At 57.6% G+C, this 20,531-nt stretch carries 12 protein-coding genes and 1 pseudogene; 10 read left to right on the top strand and 3 right to left on the bottom strand.

Annotated features, from left to right (window positions below; all coding sequences use genetic code 11):
* Position 1 precedes the first annotated feature (1 nt).
* Complete coding sequence (locus IEW18_RS03925) at positions 2-529, bottom strand: helix-turn-helix domain-containing protein (protein ID WP_188556524.1); 528 nt, start codon at positions 527-529, stop codon at positions 2-4.
* A 69-nt stretch (positions 530-598) separates the two neighbouring features.
* Positions 599-778: a hypothetical protein gene (locus tag IEW18_RS03920; protein WP_188556523.1), complete on the bottom strand. Its 180-nt coding sequence runs from the start codon at positions 776-778 to the stop codon at positions 599-601.
* 129 nt (positions 779-907) lie between these two features.
* On the opposite strand from IEW18_RS03920, the gene IEW18_RS03915 reads away from it, so the two are divergent.
* The 3 genes from IEW18_RS03915 to IEW18_RS03905 are packed head-to-tail and all read left to right on the top strand — an operon-like array spanning position 908 to position 3,631.
* Positions 908-1,588, top strand: a complete 681-nt coding sequence (locus tag IEW18_RS03915) for a S24 family peptidase (RefSeq protein WP_188556522.1) — start codon at positions 908-910, stop codon at positions 1,586-1,588.
* Between the two features lie 10 nt (positions 1,589-1,598).
* A complete protein-coding gene (locus tag IEW18_RS03910; RefSeq protein ID WP_188556521.1) occupies positions 1,599-2,366 on the top strand; it encodes a hypothetical protein in 768 nt (255 codons plus the stop codon).
* Positions 2,366-3,631 carry a site-specific integrase gene (locus IEW18_RS03905; protein WP_188556520.1) on the top strand — a complete coding sequence of 422 codons (1,266 nt, stop codon included), beginning with the start codon at positions 2,366-2,368 and terminating at the stop codon, positions 3,629-3,631. The genes IEW18_RS03910 and IEW18_RS03905 overlap by 1 nt, the downstream gene beginning before the upstream one ends.
* A 56-nt stretch (positions 3,632-3,687) precedes the next feature.
* Here IEW18_RS03905 and IEW18_RS03900 read toward each other — a convergent pair.
* Positions 3,688-4,698: pseudogene (locus tag IEW18_RS03900) on the bottom strand (recombinase family protein); the annotation flags it as partial.
* A 182-nt stretch (positions 4,699-4,880) separates the two neighbouring features.
* Between IEW18_RS03900 and susR the strand changes: the two are divergent.
* From susR to IEW18_RS03865, 7 genes are all read left to right on the top strand, one after another.
* A complete protein-coding gene (gene susR / locus IEW18_RS03895; protein WP_229728611.1) occupies positions 4,881-6,506 on the top strand; it encodes a SusR family glycan utilization regulator in 1,626 nt (541 codons plus the stop codon).
* A gap of 1,127 nt (positions 6,507-7,633) precedes the next feature.
* The gene (locus IEW18_RS03890) at positions 7,634-10,798 is read left to right on the top strand and encodes a SusC/RagA family TonB-linked outer membrane protein (RefSeq protein WP_188556517.1); all 3,165 of its coding nucleotides are present in this window, start codon (positions 7,634-7,636) and stop codon (positions 10,796-10,798) included.
* 35 nt (positions 10,799-10,833) lie between these two features.
* A complete protein-coding gene (locus tag IEW18_RS03885; protein WP_188556516.1) occupies positions 10,834-12,345 on the top strand; it encodes a RagB/SusD family nutrient uptake outer membrane protein in 1,512 nt (503 codons plus the stop codon).
* A 106-nt stretch (positions 12,346-12,451) separates the two neighbouring features.
* Entirely contained in the window at positions 12,452-14,197 is a 1,746-nt protein-coding gene (locus IEW18_RS03880) for a glycoside hydrolase family 66 protein (protein ID WP_188556515.1), read from the top strand.
* A 49-nt stretch (positions 14,198-14,246) separates the two neighbouring features.
* A complete protein-coding gene (locus IEW18_RS03875) occupies positions 14,247-15,392 on the top strand; it encodes a SusE domain-containing protein (RefSeq protein WP_188556514.1) in 1,146 nt (381 codons plus the stop codon).
* 71 nt (positions 15,393-15,463) lie between these two features.
* Positions 15,464-17,524, top strand: coding sequence for a glycoside hydrolase family 66 protein (locus tag IEW18_RS03870; RefSeq protein ID WP_188556513.1), 2,061 nt, complete (start codon positions 15,464-15,466; stop codon positions 17,522-17,524).
* Positions 17,525-17,601: 77 nt separating this feature from the next.
* The gene (locus IEW18_RS03865) at positions 17,602-20,352 is read left to right on the top strand and encodes an MGH1-like glycoside hydrolase domain-containing protein (RefSeq protein ID WP_188556512.1); all 2,751 of its coding nucleotides are present in this window, start codon (positions 17,602-17,604) and stop codon (positions 20,350-20,352) included.
* Positions 20,353-20,531: the final 179 nt, after the last annotated feature.

Raw genomic sequence — 20,531 nt, 5'->3', positions numbered from 1 at the left:
CTTAAGCGTTGATCTTCTTTTTGGAAGTGCGGCGGTGTAACTCTTTCTGCACTACAAAGCGGGTTTCATCAGCCAATTCAGGCTCTTCTTGCACGATTTCGTGTGCGCGGCGGTGTAGCTCTGCTTCTGGAGCGAGTTGCACCGCATGGGGCGGCAAGTGCTTAGTTTCCACCTCCGTCAACTGGGAAAGATTAACACGTCCAGTTAGGTGGGGCAGGCTATTCACGCAGTAAGCAGGGTTAGCGAACTGCCGAATTGCTTCCTCAGAAACAATGATTTTACCATCTACAACCGCGGCTTTTAAACGGCCGATGGAAACATACTTTTTGATGGTGTTCTTGCTCAGCTTGAGGCGTTTCTGCAAACGATCATCGTAGTCCAAGCCAGGAGTCATCTTATCCGAGAGATAGAAAAGCCGCCCGAGCACTTCCTCTTTGGCAATCCGATCAAGCATAGAAGCATGCTGCTCAGTAGCTGGGATGAGGTCGAAGCCAGGCGAACTGGCGGAGAGAGCGAGAGCAGTCATCATGAAAAAGGAGTAATGAGTTGGAGACGCTTTGTGATTATTGGAGAAAGTTGGAGATACAGGGCAAAAAAATTAAGCAGCTCGCTCCACTTGGGCAGCCTTTTCAATTAGCCATTCCTTGTGAATATCCTTCATAGTTACCTTTTCACCATTCAACTGACGACGAAGGCATTCATTCCGAATAGCCTTGTTGACTTGCTCCGGTACCTCCACCTTCATGATGATAGGCTTGTCTACTTCTAAGGTTCCCATGATGGTCTATTTTGGTTTGGTTTGACAAGTTTATTGGTAATACTTGGAAATACCTAGTAATGTTTGGAAGTAATTTCTAATAACTCCAAGTTATCTCTAGCATTGCGAAGGCATACCCCCGCTTTCGCCATGAAAACACTAGACGAACACTCTACACAAGCGACACGACTAAAACAGCTACGCCGCCTAGCAGGGCTATCCCAAGAGGCTGCAGCAAGGCAAGTAGGCGTTTCTGACGCATCTATATCCTTATATGAGAAGGAAGAAACGATGCAGATTAAAATGCCAGTCCTGAAGAAGCTGGCAGAGATTTATCATACCACGCCTGAGTACATTGAAACCGGAGTACGGACGGGCAAAGAATCCTTTAATAGTATGCCTACACGCATTCTTATCAAAGACCAACGAAATAACCCTCTAATACTGCTAGTGCCACATAAAGCGGAGGCTGGTTATCGGCAGAATATGAATGACGAGAAGTATCTAGGTCAGCTGGATACTATTTCTCTACCAGGCTTTACCGGAGGTGATTTCCGTGCTTTCGAAGTAAGTGGCACCAGTATGGAGCCAACCTTCAGCCCTGGCGACTTGGTTATCTGTGAGCACATTGAACGGCCTGAAGACATTCAAGATGGTCAGGTATATGTCCTGGTGACCACCGAGGGCATTTGCATCAAGCGCGTAACTAACCTAGTTACCAAAAAAGGCTATCTCATTATTGAGTCAGATAATCCACAGTTTAAACCTGACATCATTCAACCCGAAGAAGTGCTGGAGATGTGGTTGTACCGAAAGAAATTGACAGTTTAGATTGTTATATATGACTCTACTGCAAGTAACGTCTGCTGATATAATTGTTTGGAGGGATATACTACTGCCAATATTTTATGTTGGCGGTGTTATATATGGATCTATAATACTAACTAAACAGGTAGCAGCTCTGAAAGAGCAAGTAAACTCTCAAAAGGAAATTATTGATAGAACGAAAACTTATTTCGAAATATTCGATCTCAATAAGATAAAAGAGTATGCTAAGCTAACTGAAGAGAACGCACAACTCAAAACCGACAAGGTATTGGAGGAGTTGAACAAGAAGATAGAAGAGAAGGAACAGCGGGCCAATGAGCTAGAGGAGAAGCATTCTATACTTTTGACTTCTAATCAGAAGCTTGAAGAAGAGCTATATACGCGAAGGCAAAAGATGGAGAATGCTTTGTCAGAAATGGGGAGGAGGATGTTAGAAGTTGAACTGAGAAGTACATTTCCTGAATTTTATGCTATAACTCCATATTCGAATTGGCAGCAGGATACAGGAGGTAGATTCGGCAAGGATGTTCAGTCCTTAGTTTGCCAGTTCATAGATGAAACATTTCCGAACGAAGACAATGTACTTACACCTGTAATAGATCAAAATAATAGATTGTTCAACTATGTAAAGGATAGAAATGAATTCTTTGCTGATTGCTATAATAAAGATTCGAAAAACTTAGAACGTGCGTTAGTTCAACGTGTCTATTTTCAGAAGCTTACGCAATGGGCTGCTGATTATTTGAAAATTAGGAAGTTTCTAAAAGAGCAAAGTATCTGATGCCGGCTACTTTCAAAATAACGCTGGCTCACAAAGCCAACGCCGATGGGCTATTCCCGGTGTGGCTGCGCATCACGGCCAACCGAATCGTGCGGTATGCCCCCGTAGGCATTGAACTACTGGAAAAGCAGTGGAACCCTGCCGGCAAGCTGGAGAAGGAGAACTGGATCAAGACCAGCCACCGGGAGGCTAGCCAGTTGAACGAAGACCTGGTGCAGGTGCTGGCTGATGCCAAGCGCCTAGCCAAGGAGAACCCTACGGCCACCGCTGACGAGCTAAAGCAACTCTTTCTTACCCGGCATCAACCGAAACCCCAAGCTCCTGCTGTTACCACTGACTTTGTAGCCTTCATGCAGCAGAGCTTAGAGCAGGTAGACAAGAAACTATTTGCCCCAGCTACCTACGAGGCCCGCGCAGTAGTCATTAATAAGCTGGCGCAGTGGCGCCCAGTGCTGCCCTTTGCTGACCTCTCGGAAGAGTTGATGGCTGAGTATGAGGAACACCTGAAGGAACTGGGCAACAACCCCACCACGCGGAAAAAGAACCTGAAGATGGTGCGGCTCTACATCAAACGCGCCATCAAGCAGAAGCTGCTCAGCCGGGACCAGGACCCGTTGGAAGACTACGTGATGCCCAAGGCTACCCCGAAGCGCGTGTGGCTGACGGACCAGGAGCTAGCTGCCTACGAGCGGGTACACTTGCCTCAGATGCAGCACCTGGCCCGGCTCACGTACCTGATGTGCTTTTACCTGCATGGGAGTAGGGTAGGGGCCGTGCTGCGCTTGAAGTGGAAAGACCGGCAGTTCGGCCGGGTATACTTCACCATGGATAAAGGCGACACGGAGAAGTCCGTAGCGGAGTCGGCCCAGCTCACGGCCATTCTGGATTCCTTGGTGCCGGAAGGGGGAGCCAACCCCAACGCCTACATTCTGCCCTGGTTGGATAGCAACTACGACCAGCTGCCCGAGCGGGACCAACTGCAGCGCATGAAGAAGGCCACGTCCAAGCTCAATAAGAATATCAAGATGGGAGCCGAGAAAACCGGCATCACCAAAAAGCTCAGCACGCACTCTTCCCGTCGTACCTTGGCCACGGAATCCGACCGGGCCAACGGCGGCGACCTGGGCAAAGTCGGTGCCATGCTCGGGCACAAGCAGCGTAGCACCACCGAAATCTACGTGGACCGCTACAACAATGCGGAAGTGGATGAGGCCGCCGAGAACGTGTACAAGCGCCGGCCCATGCCGCTGCTTAAGGCTGGGTAAAACAAACAGGTAAAACAGGGGTAAAACAAACCCTGAACACCACCGAACACCAAGGGCTAACTCGAGCCGCGAACCTTCGTCGAGTACCTGAACACGGCATGTTCAGTAGGGATGTTCAAATCGAGTGGTACAGTTGGGCCCACCAAACCGGACTTACCACGCTTTGCTGTGGTAAGTCCGGTTTTATGTTTGCTGCTGGTAGCTGATAACGAGGAGATTACAGCGAGAATTGTGTTTTGGCGCCCGGTTCGATAAAGGCCAATTTCAGGTGCGAAGGCAATGCCGTTTGGATGGACCATGTGTTGGAGTTTTTGGCGGGTAATCAAATCTGATTTCTCCCACATAATGAGTAGGTTAGCCGTCATTTCGACAGCGAAATCAGTGTAATTTTCCAGGTTCGATAAGTTTGAGCCCAAGCTTTGGTAAGTAGCTTGCAAAGGCTCTAGTTCCTCGGCTATAAGTTTGCGGCTGTACTTCTGGTAAGTAGCCTGGTCGAGTTCCCCGAGTGCGTAGCGATTTTCCATCTTCTCCAGCTTGTTTTGAGCTTGCTTAAGGGAAGTTTCTATTGCTTTCCTCTCTAGCGCGCCTTCTTGGTTAAGCTGGGTAAAGACTGTAACCGTTAAGGCTTTTAGGGGCGCTATCAAATGCGGGAGGAGCGTATACTCGCGAAGGAGGTCCCGATAGGCCGTATGAAGTTGACGGGCACCAATGTTGAGCTTGCACCCAACTGTATTGCATTTGTAGTACCAAAGCTTTTTTGCTTTGACTTCATACCCGGTGAGCGGTTTGCCGCACCGATGGCAGCGCACATGATGCTTCAGTGGCAATGGCGAAATCTCCTTCGCGTGTGCATGCCCATTCTCCCATTGTTTTTGAAGCCTGTTCAGTTGGAGAAACCGTTCAGGCGTAATCAGGGCAGGGTGACGTCCTTCGATTACGGCGCCATCAAGGCTACTATGGCGGATATAGCCGCAGTAAAAGGGATTTCGGAAGGTTTGTCCCAATAGGCCCTTCGACATCTTTACACCCCGCTTACGCAACCAGGCTAGTAATTGCGTGTTGCTGAGGCCATCTAGTAGATTCTCCTAAACTGGATTTGACAAATCTTGCTGGATGACAACTGCAAGCCCGTAGCATTTACCCTAGAAGAATAATCGATACACAAAGTTACCTTCGCTACGTAGTTGCTCTCATCACCCCATATTACTCTTTAGTGAGAATTTTTCAGTTCATCTTCCTACTATTGGCCATGCCGCTAAGTGGGAAAGCGTTCGTTAGCGACAGCCTACTTACTGAACTGAACCAGGAGTTGGCGCGCCGGCCACAATACGACCGACAGTACTGGGAGCATATTACCAAGCTAACTACTGACTTCTACGCGCACCGACCAGTAGATGCCACGAAATTCCAGCTAGGCCAGCGGGTATATGAAGCGTATAGCGCCTTCAAGCACGATTCCGCTTTTGCCTACTCTCAGCACCTTATGCGCATCGCGCAGCAGCTTAATAACCGGGAAAAGTTGGTAGCAGCGAAGCTTAAGCTGATAAACACACAGCTCTCGGCCGGCTTGTTTAAAGAAACATTTGATATTCTGGCACCTATCCGCTCCCGCGACCTGACAGTGGCGGAAAGGTTGGAGTTTTACGCGCTGAATGTACGGGCCTACAATGAGTTAGGCAGTTACAACCAAGATGAGGTGTACCAACCCATCTATCGGGTGAAAGCGCGGGCTTATACGGATAGTATGCTGCAGATTAGCCCAGCCGGCTCTTACGAAAGCCTGACCGCTCAACTCTATCTGGCCAAACAGGCAAACGACTTACCGACCGGCAGCACGGTGTATCGGCAATTACGGCAGCTACCAAACCTTACCCTGCACCAATTAGCCATTAGCGCGACCAATACAGCCACCCTCTACCAAAGTGTTGGCCAGGAAGATAAAGCCTTCGAGTTACTCTTGGTAGCAGCCATTGCCGATATCAAATCGTCAACCAAAGAAACGGCTGCTCTGGCTCTAGTAGCTAATTACAGCTACCAAAAGGGCGACCTTACCAATGCGTACGCTTTTATCAAAGCCGCTCAGGAAGACGCTGCTTTCTATAACGCCCGTCAGCGCCAGTTGCAGAACAACAAGTTTGCCGCCGTCATCGACGGGCGCAAGGTGGACATCATAGAGAATCAACGAAAGTCCTTAAAAACATACGCCTTACTGGCCACTGGCCTGGCTGGGCTGGTTGCTGCGTTTGCGTTCGTTATTTTCACCCAGTTGAGTAAGCTGCGCAAAGCCAGTCGGCTAATTGCGGCCACGGTGCAGGAACTGCGGGACCGTAACAGCGTTCAGCAACAGCTAAACCTTGAATTAAACCAGTCTAACAGCAACCTCGCGGCCGCGAACGCCAAATTGGTGGAAGACAATAAAATCAAAGAAGAGTATATAGGCTATTATTTTCACTACAACACCCACTATCTCAACGAACGGGAAGCCCTCAAAAAGAAGCTAGCGACTTTGCTAGAAACCAAACAATTAGCGGGCATTCAGCGGCTTATTGATGGTATTAATGTCAAACGGGAGCGGGGGGAGTTGTTCAAGGACTTCGACGCCAGCTTCTTGCGGCTATTTCCCGATTTCATCAAGCAGTTTAATACTTTATTTAAGGAAGAAGACCGCGCTCAACCAGATGAAGGGCAGTTACTCACGGCGGAACTAAGGATTTTTGCCTTGATACGTCTCGGTATACAAGACAGTGAGCAAATTAGCCGCATGTTAGGCTACTCGATTAATACGATATACGTCTATAAGACCCGGGTGAAAAACCGCGCCATCGTGCCTAAAGAGGAATTCGAAGCCCGAATTCAGGCCATTCAAGCCTTTTGACCCAAGGAGGTAGGCTCCTAACCCGATACTACGTTGAGTAACAGCCAAGGGCTGTGCCTGGAAAAAGTACAATAGTTATATAGCAGCCCGTAATTAGCGGCTAGAGTTTACATGAACCAGTCAGCCTTAACGACTCACGCTGTGCTCCTCCACCTAGGGCAAAGGGATTAGTAAATTACTTACCGTTAAAATCAATGAGCCTACCGGCCGGCATCGCGGTACCCCTAGCCGGATGACTACTGAATCTGTTCCTGCCCTGGACTCTGCCAGTCGTATCGTTACCCCATCCGTTGCTCACTCCTGCATCTCTTCTTTGCCGATAGTCTACGCATAGTAGGGCTCTAATTTGCAGGGAGCTTGCGCCGACGCACCCGGCTCCTTGGTCCGACATTCCAGGTCGGGTGACGGCTATGTGAGAGGGCTTTACCTTCCCCCTGCTACCTCCGGGCATCGGTATTTACATGACACCTAACCTGTGTAATTACTGCCCTACCAGGAAGAAATCCTGACCTTACTTTTTTGTAAGCGCTATTACGCAACTTGTTGATTTACAATATAATTACATAGAAAGATGCCTATATTTTCTATACTTTACCCTTACTGTTTCTTAGTGATTCGCGTGGAAGCTTGATTTGTATAAGTAGAGCAGCCGATAGGAAGGCCATTGGTTCCAGACCGTGCGCCGCCTGGCAAAAAATGCCTCGTACTGTCCAGTCCTACTGGCTGCCCTTGATGCTCACTACGTTTCGGCCTTCCCTGTCCATCTGGCTTTTTCATCTCCTTCTGGCTACTGCTATCCCTACTACCTGGACTGGCTGAGAGCGCTTCTCTTCAACGCGTTGTAGTACCCTCGGATTGAGTGTGAAAAGGGGAGGGCTGCGTTAGACTTTTGCCTGGTCACCTCAATTATTTCTCAGAATTCCCTTGGTGCTGACTGTGGAAAAAACAATGGTAGCGGTCAAGCAAGCCGCGGAAATGCTAACGGCGGAACAGAGGCTCTGATATTAACTGCCGAAGGGGTATTTCCTGGTAAAGTACAGAATGTAGAGACTCATCGCGGTCAGTTGATTTCAAAATAATTGCCCCACACCTAGCCCTTAGTATTCCCACCTCCAATTCCCCCACCAATGAAAAAGAACCAGTACTACTTGCGAGCCGGAGCACCTCTTAAGGTATTCGCGCTCTTGGTTCCACTGGCACTGCCCCAGGCCATACTAGCAACGCCCGCCCGGAGTACTAAGCTACCGGCTCTGACGGTAACCTCCCGTTCGGCGGCAGATATACCAGTTTCGGGTCGGGTTACCCAAGCCAACGGGCAAGCTCTACCCGGCGTAACCGTGGTGGCGAAAGGTACTGCGCTGGGCGCTTCCACTGACGGCAACGGCAACTTCTCGCTGACTGTACCAGAGGGTAGCGTGCTGGTGTTCAGCTCCATTGGCTTTGCCTCGCGAGAAGTGACGGTAACAGGTCCGACGCTAAACGTGGTGCTGCAGGAAGACACTCAGTCGCTGAAGGAAGTGGTGGTGGTAGGCTACGGCACCCAGCGCCGCGAGGATGTAACCGGCGCTATTGCCTCGGTAACCGAGCAGGAAATCAAAACCCAGCCTGTAACGGGCCTCGATCAAGCCATGCAGGGCCGGGCCGCCGGCGTGCAGGTGTCGCAAAACAGCGGGGCACCGGGCGGCGGGGTATCCATCCGGGTGCGGGGCGTGGGCACCGTGGGCAACTCCGAGCCGCTGTACGTGGTGGACGGGGTGCCCTTTTACAGCGACGGGGACGGTCAGAACGGCAACTATCTGAACCTGATCAACCCCAACGACATTGCCTCCATCGATATTCTGAAGGATGCTTCGGCTACCGCTATCTACGGCTCGCGGGGCGCCAACGGCGTCGTGATTATCACCACCAAGCGGGGCAAGGCCGGCCGCACCAACATCAACCTTGATGCTTATTACGGGGTGCAGCAGGTGGCTCGCCGCGTGCCCCTGCTCAACGCGGCCCAGTTTGCGGAGCTGAGTAATGAGCTGCTGACCAATGGTGGGCAGCAGGTGAACAGCCAAGCCTCGGCCGGTAGCGCGGCCACCACCCCCGATTACAGCAACCCGGCCGCGCTAGGCCAGGGCACGGACTGGCTAAAGGAGATTTTCCGCACCGCACCTATTCAGAACTACAACCTGAACATCAACGGCGGTAACGAGAAAACGCAGTTTGCGCTGTCGGGCGGATTTTTCCAGCAGGACGGCACCATTATCGGCTCCAACTTCAAGCGCTACTCCCTGCGCCTGAACCTGGACCACCAGCTTAGCACTCGCATCAAAATAGGCAGCAGCCTGGGCCTGAGCCGCACGGAGTCGCGCATCGTGACCACCGACGAAGACACCCAGAGCGGCCTCGTATTCTTGGCGCAAACCCAGCTGCCTACCTTGCCCGTGTACCGCAACGGCACGTTTGCCGGGCCGGTGGGGCGCATTCAGTTCGTGGGCGACCGGTCGAACCCCGTGGGCCGGGCCCTGACGCTCGACAACAACCTGTACCGGAACCGGCTGCTGGGCAACACCTACGGCGAGCTGGAAATTGTGAAGGGGCTGCGGTTCCGGACCAACCTGGGCATTGATGCCTCCTTCCGGGAAAACTCATTTTTCGAGCCTTCCTACACCTGGGGTAGCATCGTGCACCCCACGGCCTCGCTGGGCCAGGGCCAGGCGCGCGAGCTGGTGTGGCTGACGGAAAACACCCTCACCTACAACCGCACCATTGGCGACCGACACGCCCTGACGCTGCTGCTGGGGCAGTCGGCCCAGAACTCGGAAAACCGCTACCTCAACGGCTCCGACAATGCCTACCCCTACAACACCTTGCAAGCCCTGAGCTCCGGCAGCGGCACGTACTCGGCTTCCTCGGGTGAGTTTGGCTGGTCGTTGGTGTCTTACATGGCCCGCGTCAACTACAGCTTCGCCGATAAATACCTGTTTACGGGTACCGTGCGGGCCGACGGCTCCTCGCGCTTCGGGCCGGAAAACAAGTACGGCGTGTTCCCATCGGGCTCGGTGGCTTGGCGCGTGAGCCAGGAAGAGTTTCTCAAGGACGTAAGCCAACTCAGCGACCTGAAGCTGCGGGTAAGTTACGGCGTAACGGGCAACCAGAACATTGGGCTCTACGAGTACGCTACCCTGCTCAGCGGCACGCAGCGCTACGTGCAGGGCAACAACATCGTGCCGGGCGTGGTGCCTACATCTTTGCCCAACCCCAACGTGCAGTGGGAACCCAACAAGCAGCTAGACTTCGGCCTGGACCTCGGCCTGCTGGACAACCGCATCGTGTTTACCGGCGACATCTACGACCGCCTGACCACCAAAATGCTGCTGAATCCGCCCGTAACGCCCTCTAGTGGCTACCTGGGCGCGGCCACGGTAAATGCCGGCAAAGTGCGCAACCAGGGCTTGGAGCTGGCCCTGAATACACGCAACCTGACGGGGCCTTTCACCTGGAATACCAACGCCAACATCAGCTTCACCCGCAACAAAGTGCTGGAGCTGATCAACAACCGGCCTATCATTTCGGGCGGCATTCTCACCCAGTCGGTAACGCGCACGGCGGTGGGCCAGCCCATTGGGGCCTTCTTTGGCTACGTGACGGATGGCATCTTTCAGACCACCGACGAGGTGCGCACCCACGCCATCCAGCAGCCGGGCACGGCCGCCGGCGACATCCGCTTCAAGGACCTCAACAACGACGGCATTATCAACGACCAGGACCGCGCTTACATCGGCAGCCCCATCCCGAAGTTCACGGCCGGCCTGACCAACACGTTTGCCTACAAAGGCTTCGATTTGAGCGTGTTCCTGTACGGGGTGTACGGCAACAAGCTGTTCAACGCCAACCGCATCTTCACCGAGGCCATGTCGGGGGCGGCCAACCAAACCACCCAGGTGCTGGACCGCTGGAAGTCGGCTGCCGAGCCCGGCGACGGTCAGACGCCGCGGGCCGTCTTCGGCGACCCCAACATCAACTCTCGCGTGTCGGACCGCTACATCGAGGACGGCTCCTTCCTGCGCGTGAAGAACGTGGCCCTGGGCTACACCTTCCCGGCCAAGTGGCTGGGCACTAGCACGGTGCACGCCCAAAGCCTGCGCCTCTACGCCACGGCCCAGAACCTGCTCACCTTCACCAAGTACTCGGGCTTCGACCCGGAGGTCGGCTCGTTTGGCCAGAGCAGCCTGCAAACGGGCGTCGATAATGGCGCCTACCCCGTGTCGCGCACCTTCACCGTGGGCCTCAATGTGGGCTTCTAATCTTCCCAATTCCCACCCCGCACTTGCTTACTGACATGAAAAAGATAGTTCCCCTTTTCGGCCTGGGCTTGCTGCTGCTAAGCACTGGCTGCGACAAGGACTTTATTGAAAAGCAGCCGGCCAACGACCTGGCGGCGGAAAACTTCTACAAAGACGAAGCCGACGCCCAGCGCGCCCTCAATGGCGCCTACCACGGCCTGCAGAAGTCGGGCTGCTACCGCTTGCGCCTGTGGACCCTGGACATTATGGCCGGCAACAGCATCGTGGGCGCCGGTGGGGCTAGTGATGGCCTCGAAACCCAACAGTTGGCCAACTTCTCGACCACCACCTCCAACCCCGGCGTGGCCGATATCTGGGGTACGCACTACCAAACCATTCTGGCCGTGAACGTGGTGCTGGAGCGGGTGCCGACCATCAGCATGGACGCCGCCAAGCGCGACATTATTCTGGGTGAAGCACGCTTCCTGCGGGCCTTGTCTTACTTCAACCTGGTGCGGCTGTTCGGCAACGTCCCCCTGATTCTAACCCAGCAAACCACCCGCGAGAGCCTGAACGTGCCCCGCTCGCCGGTGGCGGACGTGTACCGTCAGATTGAACAGGACCTCACGGCGGCCGAGCAGGTGTTGCCCGTCACGGCGGCCATCGTAGGCCACGCCACGCAAGGAGCCGCCAAGGGCCTGCTGACTAAGGTGTACCTGACCCAGAGCAAGTGGGCCGAGGCCGCCACCAAGGCCCAGGAGGTAATAGGCCTAGGGAAGTATTCCCTAAATTCCTCGTTCTCCGCCAACTTCGACCCCAATGCCGAAAACGGCTCGGAGTCGTTGTTCGAGGTGCAGTACGCCTACGACCCCAACAGCAACGGTTTCAGTGGGGCTGCCGTGTGCAACATGCGCAGCGAGTTCATGGCCCCGCGCAGCTCCAATATCACCTCGGGCGGGGGCTTCGGCTGGAACCAGCCCACAGCCGAGTTCGTGAGCCAGTTTGAGGCCGGCGACCGTCGCAAGGCCCTCACGGTTTTCTCCAACGGCGACCAGCTGGGCAGCTACACTTATTCCGCCAACAGCTCTATCACGGGCTTCAACACCCGCAAGTTCGTGGTGCCGCTGAGTTCGGGCGTGCAAACCGGCTTTGCAAACGACCCCCTGAATACGGTGGTGCTGCGCTACGCCGACGTGCTGCTGATGCAGGCCGAAGCGCTCAACGAGCAGGGCCAAACTGCCGCTGCCCGCACGCCTCTCAACCAGGTGCGCGCCCGCGCCGGCCTGCTGCCCCTGACCACCGCCAGCCAGACTACCCTGCGTGACGCCATTATGAAGGAGCGCCGCCTTGAATTAGCCTTCGAGAACGGGGAGCGGTGGTTTGATTTGATTCGCTCCAAGGACAACAGCGGCCAGATTCGGGCCCTGTCCTTCCTGCGCTCCTTGGGCTCGCCCAACGACCAGTACGGCGTGGGCCGGGGCAACATCAGCGAGAAGTATCTGCTGCTGCCCATCCCGCAGAATGAGCGCGACAACAACTCAGCCATCGACCAGAACCCTGGCTATTAAGCATCTGGCGGTCAGCCCGGCCATTCCCTGGTTTTTCGGAGGTGGGACAACGAAGAACCGGCCCGTGGGAGTGCGTCGGCTGGCTTAGCCATTCTTTTCTCTTCTTATGCTGAAGTATGTACGCGGCACCATGCTGCTCCTGGGGTGGCTGGCGGCTACTGCCGGGCAGGCAGCTCCGGGCGGAATTATCGGCCGCCTCGACACGGACAAGGCAGCCTACGCCCCCGGCGCACCGGTCCGTTTTACAGCCGACCTCCAGCCTGCCGGCGTCACGCAGCTGGTGGTGAGCTACTACCACCTGAGTACGCTCCTGAACCAGCAGCGCGTAGCCGTGGGCGGCCGCAGCGCCCAGTGGACCTGGCAGCCACCGAAAACCGACTACCAAGGCTACTTGGTGAAGGTGGAAGCCCGCAACGGCGCGCAGGTGCTGGACCAGGCTACCACGGCCGTAGATGTCTCCTCAGATTGGCGGCGGTTTCCGCGCTACGGCTTTTTGTCGAAGTTCGGGAAACTGTCGGCTGGCCGGATGGACAGCGTGATGCAGCAGCTGACGCGCTACCACCTCAACGGCCTGCAGTTTTACGACTGGGGCGACAAGCACCACCAGTCGCTGGCCGGCACCCCGGCCGCCCCCGCCCCCGAGTGGCGCGACCTGGCCAACCGGCCTACCTACCTAGCCACGGTGCAGGGCTACATCGAGCGGGCCCACCGGGCGGGCATGAAAGCCATGTTCTACAACTTGCTCTACGGAGCCTACCCCAATGCCGCGGCCGATGGCGTGCGCCCCGAGTGGGGCCTCTATAAGGACAGCCTGCACGCGAAGCGGTACGCCTTCGATGGGTTTCCCAAGGGCTGGGAAGCGACGGGCCTCGACATGCAGGACCCTGGCAACGCCGGCTGGCAGCGCTACCTCCTCGCCGAGATGGACAAGGTGTACGCCGCCCAAGGCCTGCACTTCGACGGCTGGCACGTGGACCAGGTGGGCGACCCGGGCCGACTCTACACCTACGCCGGCCAGCATACGGACCCCAGCAAAGCCTTCGGCGCTTTCCTGGTGGAGGCGAAAAAGGCCCAGCCCACGCGCCCCCTGGTGATGAATGCTGTGAACCAGTGGGGCCAGGGGCAGATAGCCCAGGCGCCGGTGGAGTTTCTGTACTCGGAGTTGTGGACGGGCAACGAGCAGTACCGCAGCCTAGGCCAGGCCATTCAGTACAATGACTCGTTGGCACCGGGCAAGCGCACGGTGCTGGCGGCCTACATCAACCGCGACAAATCCAAGCAGGCGGGCTTGTTCAATCCCGCTAGCGTGCTGCTGGCTGACGCCGTAATTTTTGCCTTCGGAGGGGCTCACATCGAGCTGGGGGAGCACATGCTCGACACGGAATACTTCCCCAACAGCAAGCTGCAGCTCACGCCCCAACTGCAACGCCAGGTGCAGGCCTACTACGATTTCGCGGTGGCTTACGAAACCCTGCTGCGTGGGCCCAGCCGGACGTTCACCCCCGTGGCTATTGGCGGCGACGCGGCCCTGGCCGCTTGGCCGCCACAGTTCGGGCACGTGGCTGCCGTCGGGGCTAGGGCTGAGGGCCGGCGGGTAGTGCACCTGCTCAACTTTACCAATGCTACTACCCTGGAGTGGCGCGACAACCAAGCCCAACAGCCCGTACCCACCCTGCGCCGCAACGTGGCGGTGCAGCTGGCGGCTCCCACGAAAATCACCAAAATCTGGGCTGCCTCCCCCGACTCGGGGCAGGGGGTTCCGCAGTCCATTCCCTTCACGCAGCAAAACGGGCAGGTGCGCTTCACGGTGCCCAGCCTGCAGTACTGGACCATGCTGGTCCTAGAATCTTAGCTCTAACCAATTCTCACCCGCATTTCCCACCTCATTTTCATTTGGTCTCATGAACACCCGGTTGATTTCCTCCAGCAGCCTCTCGCGCCTGCTGTCCCTGAGCACCGCCTTGCTGATCCTGCTGGTCACGGGCCTGCTGGCCAGCTGCCAGCAGTACGATGACTACGCGCCCGCGCCCGCCACGGTGCAGACGCTGAGCGTGTCGACCACTACGCCCACCCTCAACCAGGCCAACGCCGACAATCAGGCCATTGCCTTTACCTGGACCACGGGCACCAACGAGGGCACGGGCGCTGCCATCGACTACACCCTGCAGCTGGCCGTAAAGGGCACCAACTTCGCCAGCCCCGTGGAAGTGCCCATGGCCCGCGGTACTACCTCGCAGGCCTACACCAGCAACGCCTTCAGCACCCTGCTGCTCAACCGCCTGAACCTGGCCGCTGGTACCAGCCGCGAGATTGAAGTGCGCGTGAAGGGCCAGGAAGCCAGCAACCAGAAAGCCCCGACGTACTCCAACGTGGTTACCGTTACGGCTACGCCCTACCAGCCCCTGACCAACCTCTGGATTGTGGGTGACGCCACGCCCAACGGCTGGGATATCGGCAACGCCACGCCCCTGGTGCGCAGCAGCACCGATGCCTCGGTGTTCACCTACACGGGCAACCTGAAGGCTGGCGAGTTCAAGATTGCCACGGCCAAGGACTTCAACGCCCCGTTCTACCGCCCCACCACCAACCACCCGCCGCTGACGGCCACCGCCGTGCAGCTCTCGGCCGGCAACCCCGATAACAAGTGGGAAATTACCACCGCCGGGGCCTACACCATCACGCTCAATGTGCGGACCATGACCATTTCCATCGTGGGCTTCACGCCACCCACGGCCCTGTGGATGGTGGGCGACGCCACGCCGGCCGGCTGGAACATCAACGCGCCGACCCCCATGACGCGCAGCAGCACCAACCCCAACGTCTTCACCTACACGGGCCCCTTAACGCCCGGCGAGTTTAAGTTTCCGGTGGCTACCGGCAACTGGGGCACCGACTACTACATGCCCCTGGTAGACCAGCAGCCCCTGACTGACACCGGCGTGGACTTCGTGCGCGGCGGTAGCCCCGACAAGAAGTGGCGCGTGACCGTGGCCCGCACCTACACAATTACCCTCGACACGTTCGCCAAGACTATCATTATTAAGTAGTCTATCAGGCAGCAGCTCTTGCGTGTCAGGAGCTGCTGCCTATCTAGTTTCCACCCAAGTTTGCTACTCCTATGCCAGCTTCTACCCTAAGAACTTCCCCCGTGCCGCTTCCCGTCTGGCGGCGCGCCTTGTGTGGGGCTGCGCTCCTGCTCAGCACAGCTGGCGCCCACGCGCAAACTATTAGCGCGGTGCAGTCGGACAAAGCTCGGTACGCGCCGGGTCAGGCCGTAGCATTCAACGCGACCATCGACGCGCCTCAAGCAGGCCTTACACTGGAAGTAAAGTATCTGCATGGCCTAGGCGTAGTAGCGCAGCAAACCGTAACCGCGGCCAACAGCTCGGCCACGTGGTCGTGGACGCCGCCCGCCACCGACTACCAGGGCTACCTGGTGGCCCTGACCCTGAAAAACGGCGCTACGGTGCTGGACGAAACTACGCTGGGCGTGGACGTGTCGTCGGATTGGGCGCGCTTTCCGCGTTATGGCTTTCTCTCCGAGTTTGGTCCGAAAACCAGCGCCCAGCTGGATGCCATGGTGCAGCAACTCAACCGCTACCACCTCAATGGCTTGCAGTTTTACGACTGGATGGATCAGCACCACCGGCCTCTGCCCGGCACGGCGTCAGTTCCCGCCACCTGGAACGACCTGGCCAACCGCCCCACGGCGCTGGCTACCCTGGCCGGCTACATCGACCGGGGCCACGCCCGGAACATGAAATCGTTGTTCTACAACCTGGTATACGGAGCCTACCCCAGCGCTGCGGCCGATGGCGTGAGCGACACCTGGGGCCTCTACCGCGACGCTAGCCACGCCAACCGCTACACTATTGGCGGGCTGCCGGGTAGCTGGGAGGCCAGCAGCCTCAACGTTCTGGACCCGGCCAATGCGGCCTGGCAGAACTATCTGCTCAACGAGCACGGTAAGGTATATGACGCTACCAGGCTGAGTTTCGATGGCTGGCACATGGACCAGGTAGGCGACCCGGGCACCGTGTACACCTACGGCGGGCAGGTAGCTAACCTGCCCACGGGTTTCCGGAGCATGATCGACGCCGCCAAAGCGGCCCGGCCAGCCAAATCCTTGGTGATGAATGCGGTAAACCAGTTCGGCCAGAGCCAGATTGCGCCCGGCCCGGTAGATATCGTGTACACGGAAATGTGGACCGGCAACGAAGAATACAGCAGCCTTGGGCAGGTGATTCGGGATAACGAAGCCGCGGCGCCCGGCAAGCGCAGCGTGCTGGCCGCCTACGTCAACCGGGGCCGCTCGGGTAGCACGGGCTTTTTCAACGATGCCAGTGTGCTGCTGGCCGACGCGGTGATTTTCGCCCACGGCGGATCCCACATTGAGCTGGGGGAGCACCTGCTCGGCAACGAGTATTTTCCCAACAATAACCTGCAGATGTCGGCCCTGCTGCAGTACAACCTCACCGCTTATTACGACTTCCTGACGGCCTACCAGAACCTGCTGCGCGGGCCCGACCGCACCTTTGCCTCCGTGGCCCTGACCGGCACCAACGTGCAGGCCTGGCCACCGGCGCTGGGTAAGGTAGCCGCCCTGAGCACCACCGTCGGCGGCAGTCAGGTATTTCACCTGCTCAACTTCCGTGATGCCCGCACCCTCAACTGGCGCGACGACAACCAGGTGCAGCCCATTCCTACCCCCGTCACCAACCTCAACCTCAGCTTTCCGCTGGGCACGGCCGTTACCAAGCTCTGGGTGGCCTCGCCTGATATTAACCGCGGCCTGCCCCGCCAGCTCACCTTCACGCAATCGGGCGGCACGGTTTCTTTCCAACTCCCAGAGTTGAACTACTGGACCATGGTAGTAGCGGAAACGGGCACCGTAACGGCCGCTGCGCCCGCGCCTAAGCCGGAGCTGGCCTTCACCGCTGCCCCCAACCCCTTCCACGGCACAACCACCCTCCGCTTCACCCTACCTAAAACCGAAGCCATCGAGCTGAGCGTGTACGATTTGCGCGGGCGGCTAGTCGCCCGGCTGCGGCAGGGTATGCTGGCGGCCGGAGCCCATGAGGTAGCCGTGCCGGCCGAGGCCGTGGCGGCCGGCGTGTACGTGTGCCGGCTGCAGGCGGCCTCCGGCACGGTTACCCAGCGGCTGGTCAAGCTCGACTAGCCGCGGATTTCTTCGTCGCACCGGCGCCGAGGGCTTTTGCGCCAGTAGGCCGGGTGCTTTCACGCAGTTGCTTATTCATGAAATACTCCTTTTTGTCGGCTGGCTTGGCGCTGGGGCTAGTGCAGCTTATGGCCTGCCAGACCCCCAAACCCATGGGAAAATCTACTGCAGCCCAGCCCGGGGCGTCGCCACCCGCCCCGGCCGCGCCCATCTGGCAGTCGGCGGCCTACGCCCTGTATCCGGATAGCGTGGTGCAGGGCCAGTTTGTGGCGCGGGCCCAGTCGCGCACGGCCCTGACTTCCAACTACCAAAGCCCCACCAATGCTTTCCAGGACCCGCGCGTGACGTTCAAGTTCAGCCTCAATGGCAAGGACAACGAAATGGCGCCCGGCCAGGACCACCTGGTAGTGGCCCTGCCCCAAGCCGGTAGCGCCGCCGTGGAAACCCCGCTGCTCACCTTCGGAACGCGCTTCATAGACCAGACGCTGGTACCCGCCAACACCTACCTGGCCCCGAACACTCCGCTGAAAATCCGCCTCGACCTGCGCCCGGTGCTGATGGCTTTTCGGGAGCATGGTTATTACACCACTTACAAGGGCGAAAAACTCTATCAGCAGGATTTCAAAAAGGTGTTTGTGGCGGGCTCCGTGGCTCCGCTGAGCTGGGACTTCGATAACCTGGTGAACAAGCCAGAGCTAGAGTTGAAAGACCCCGATGGAGATGGCATCTACGAGGTTACGTTGCTGCTGAATCAGCCCACCCAGGCGCCCAGCACCGCCGGGCAGTGGCAGCAGATGATTAATACCGATGACTTCCCACAGTATCATTCCGACTACCCTCTGCTGGATGCGCTCTACAACCTGGGCCTAGAGGAAGCCCGCCGTGCCGTGGAGCCGGACAGCACCTTCCGCACCGGCAAGGAGTGGGCCGGCGTCTGGACCCGCGACATCAGCTACTCTATCATCTTGGCCCAGGCCATGCTGCAGCCCAAAGTAGCCATGAACAGTCTGCTGCGCAAAGTCTCTAAGGACGGCCGCATCATTCAGGATACAGGAACGGGCGGGGCCTACCCCTGCTCCACGGACCGCATCATCTGGGCCACGGCGGCCTGGGAAATCTACAAGGTGACGGGCGACGAGCAGTGGCTGCGCCGGGTGTATCCCATCATCAAGCACTCTATCGAAGACGACCAGCAGAACGCCTACGACCCCGTAACCGGGCTGGTGCGCGGCGAGTCGTCGTTTCTGGACTGGCGCGAGCAAACCTACCCACGCTGGATGCAGCCGGTGGACATTTATCAAAGCGAAAACCTGGGCACCAACGCCGTGCACTACCAGGCCAACGTGGTACTGGCCCAGATGGCCCGCCAGCTGGGTCAGCCGGCCGTAGCTGCCAAGCATGAGCAGGTAGCGGCCCGCATCAAGCAGGGCATCAACCAGCATTTGTGGCAGCCGGAGCGGGGCTACTACGGCCAGTACCTCTACGGCCGTACCCACCTAGTTCTCTCGCCCCGGGCTGAAGCACTAGGGGAGGCCCTGGCCGTGTTGTTTGACGTAGCTGAGGGGGAGAGGGCCAGCCAGGTAGTGGCCCGCACGCCAGTTACACCCTACGGTATTCCGTGCATCTCACCCCAGATTCCTGGCCTGCCGCCCTACCACAACAATGCCGTGTGGCCCTTCGTGCAGAGCTACTGGGCCCTGGCTGCCGCCAAAGCTGGCAACGAGCAGTCGGTGCTGGAAAGCATGGCGGCCGTGTACCGGCCGGCAGCTTTGTTCCTCACCAATAAGGAAAACTTCGTGGCCAGCAACGGCGACTTCGCGGGCACCCAGATTAACTCTAGTAACATGCTCTGGAGTCTTTCGGGCAACTTGGGGCTGGTGTATAAAGTGCTGTTCGGCCTCGATTGGCAAGCTGACCGGCTGGTGTTCCGGCCCTTCGTGCCCCAGGCCTTGCGGGGCACCCGCACGCTCACGGGACTGCGCTACCGGGGCGCGGTGCTAGATGTGGAGCTGCAAGGCTTCGGCAATCAGATTCGCACCATCACCCTCGATTCGCAGCCGCTAGCCGAGGATGCAGTACCCGCCTCCCTCACCGGCCGCCACCACGTGCGCATTGTGCTGACGAATCAGGCGCCGGCACCTGCCCCGGTATATCGGAGCCCCGTGGTATTCTCGCCCGAAACGCCGGTAGTGGCCTACGAGGCCGGCCGCCTGCGCTGGGCACCGGTAGCTGGGGCTACGGCCTACCAAGTACTGCGCAACGGTCAGTTTGCGGCCCGCACGACCGAAACCGAGTTTGCGGTGCCCGCCGGCGCCTACGCCGAGTACCAGGTAGTAGCCCTGGGCCAGAGTGGTCTGGAGTCCTTTGCCAGCGAGCCGCTATCCGTACCCGGCACCGCCTTCAGCCACTTGTATCAATTGGAGACGGTGGCCCCCAAGGCGCAGTTGCCCTACAAAGGCTTCACGGGAGGCGGTTTCGTGGAAACGACCAAGACCAAAAACAAGATCCTGACCATTCCCGTCACCGTGCCGGAGGCGGGACTCTACGCCGTGGATTTTCGCTACGCCAACGGCAATGGCCCCACCAACACCAACAACCAGTGCACCATCCGCACGCTCCGGCTCGGGAGTCAGCAGCTGGGCACAGTGATATTGCCTCAGCGTGGGGTAGGAGAGTGGTCGAATTGGGGCTTCTCCAACCCTGTGCTGGTGCGCCTATCCAAAGGCTCGCACCCGCTAACGCTGGCATTCGAGCCAGCCAACGAAAATATGAATGGTACAGTCAATCAGGCTATGCTTGACTACGTGCGGCTAACCAAAGTGCAGTAAGCACCAACGCAGTGAATCGCTACTCTCCGGCCGTTTTGGGTGAAGGAAGAATGTTCACCAAAGTAGCATAGGTGCCATCCGCTAGAAGCATTTATAGCTCACCAACGGCTTGTGGGAAGGCGGTTGAGTGGGCTGCAGCAGGAGAAGCAGGTGGGTTAGGGGCCACCTGCTTTTTCCTG

It is taken from the genome of Hymenobacter glacieicola (genome assembly GCF_014640315.1).
Classification (GTDB): Bacteria; Bacteroidota; Bacteroidia; order Cytophagales; family Hymenobacteraceae; genus Hymenobacter; species Hymenobacter glacieicola.
The sequence above is the reverse complement of the archived record's forward strand: the minus strand, read 5'-3'. Positions and strand labels throughout refer to the sequence as shown.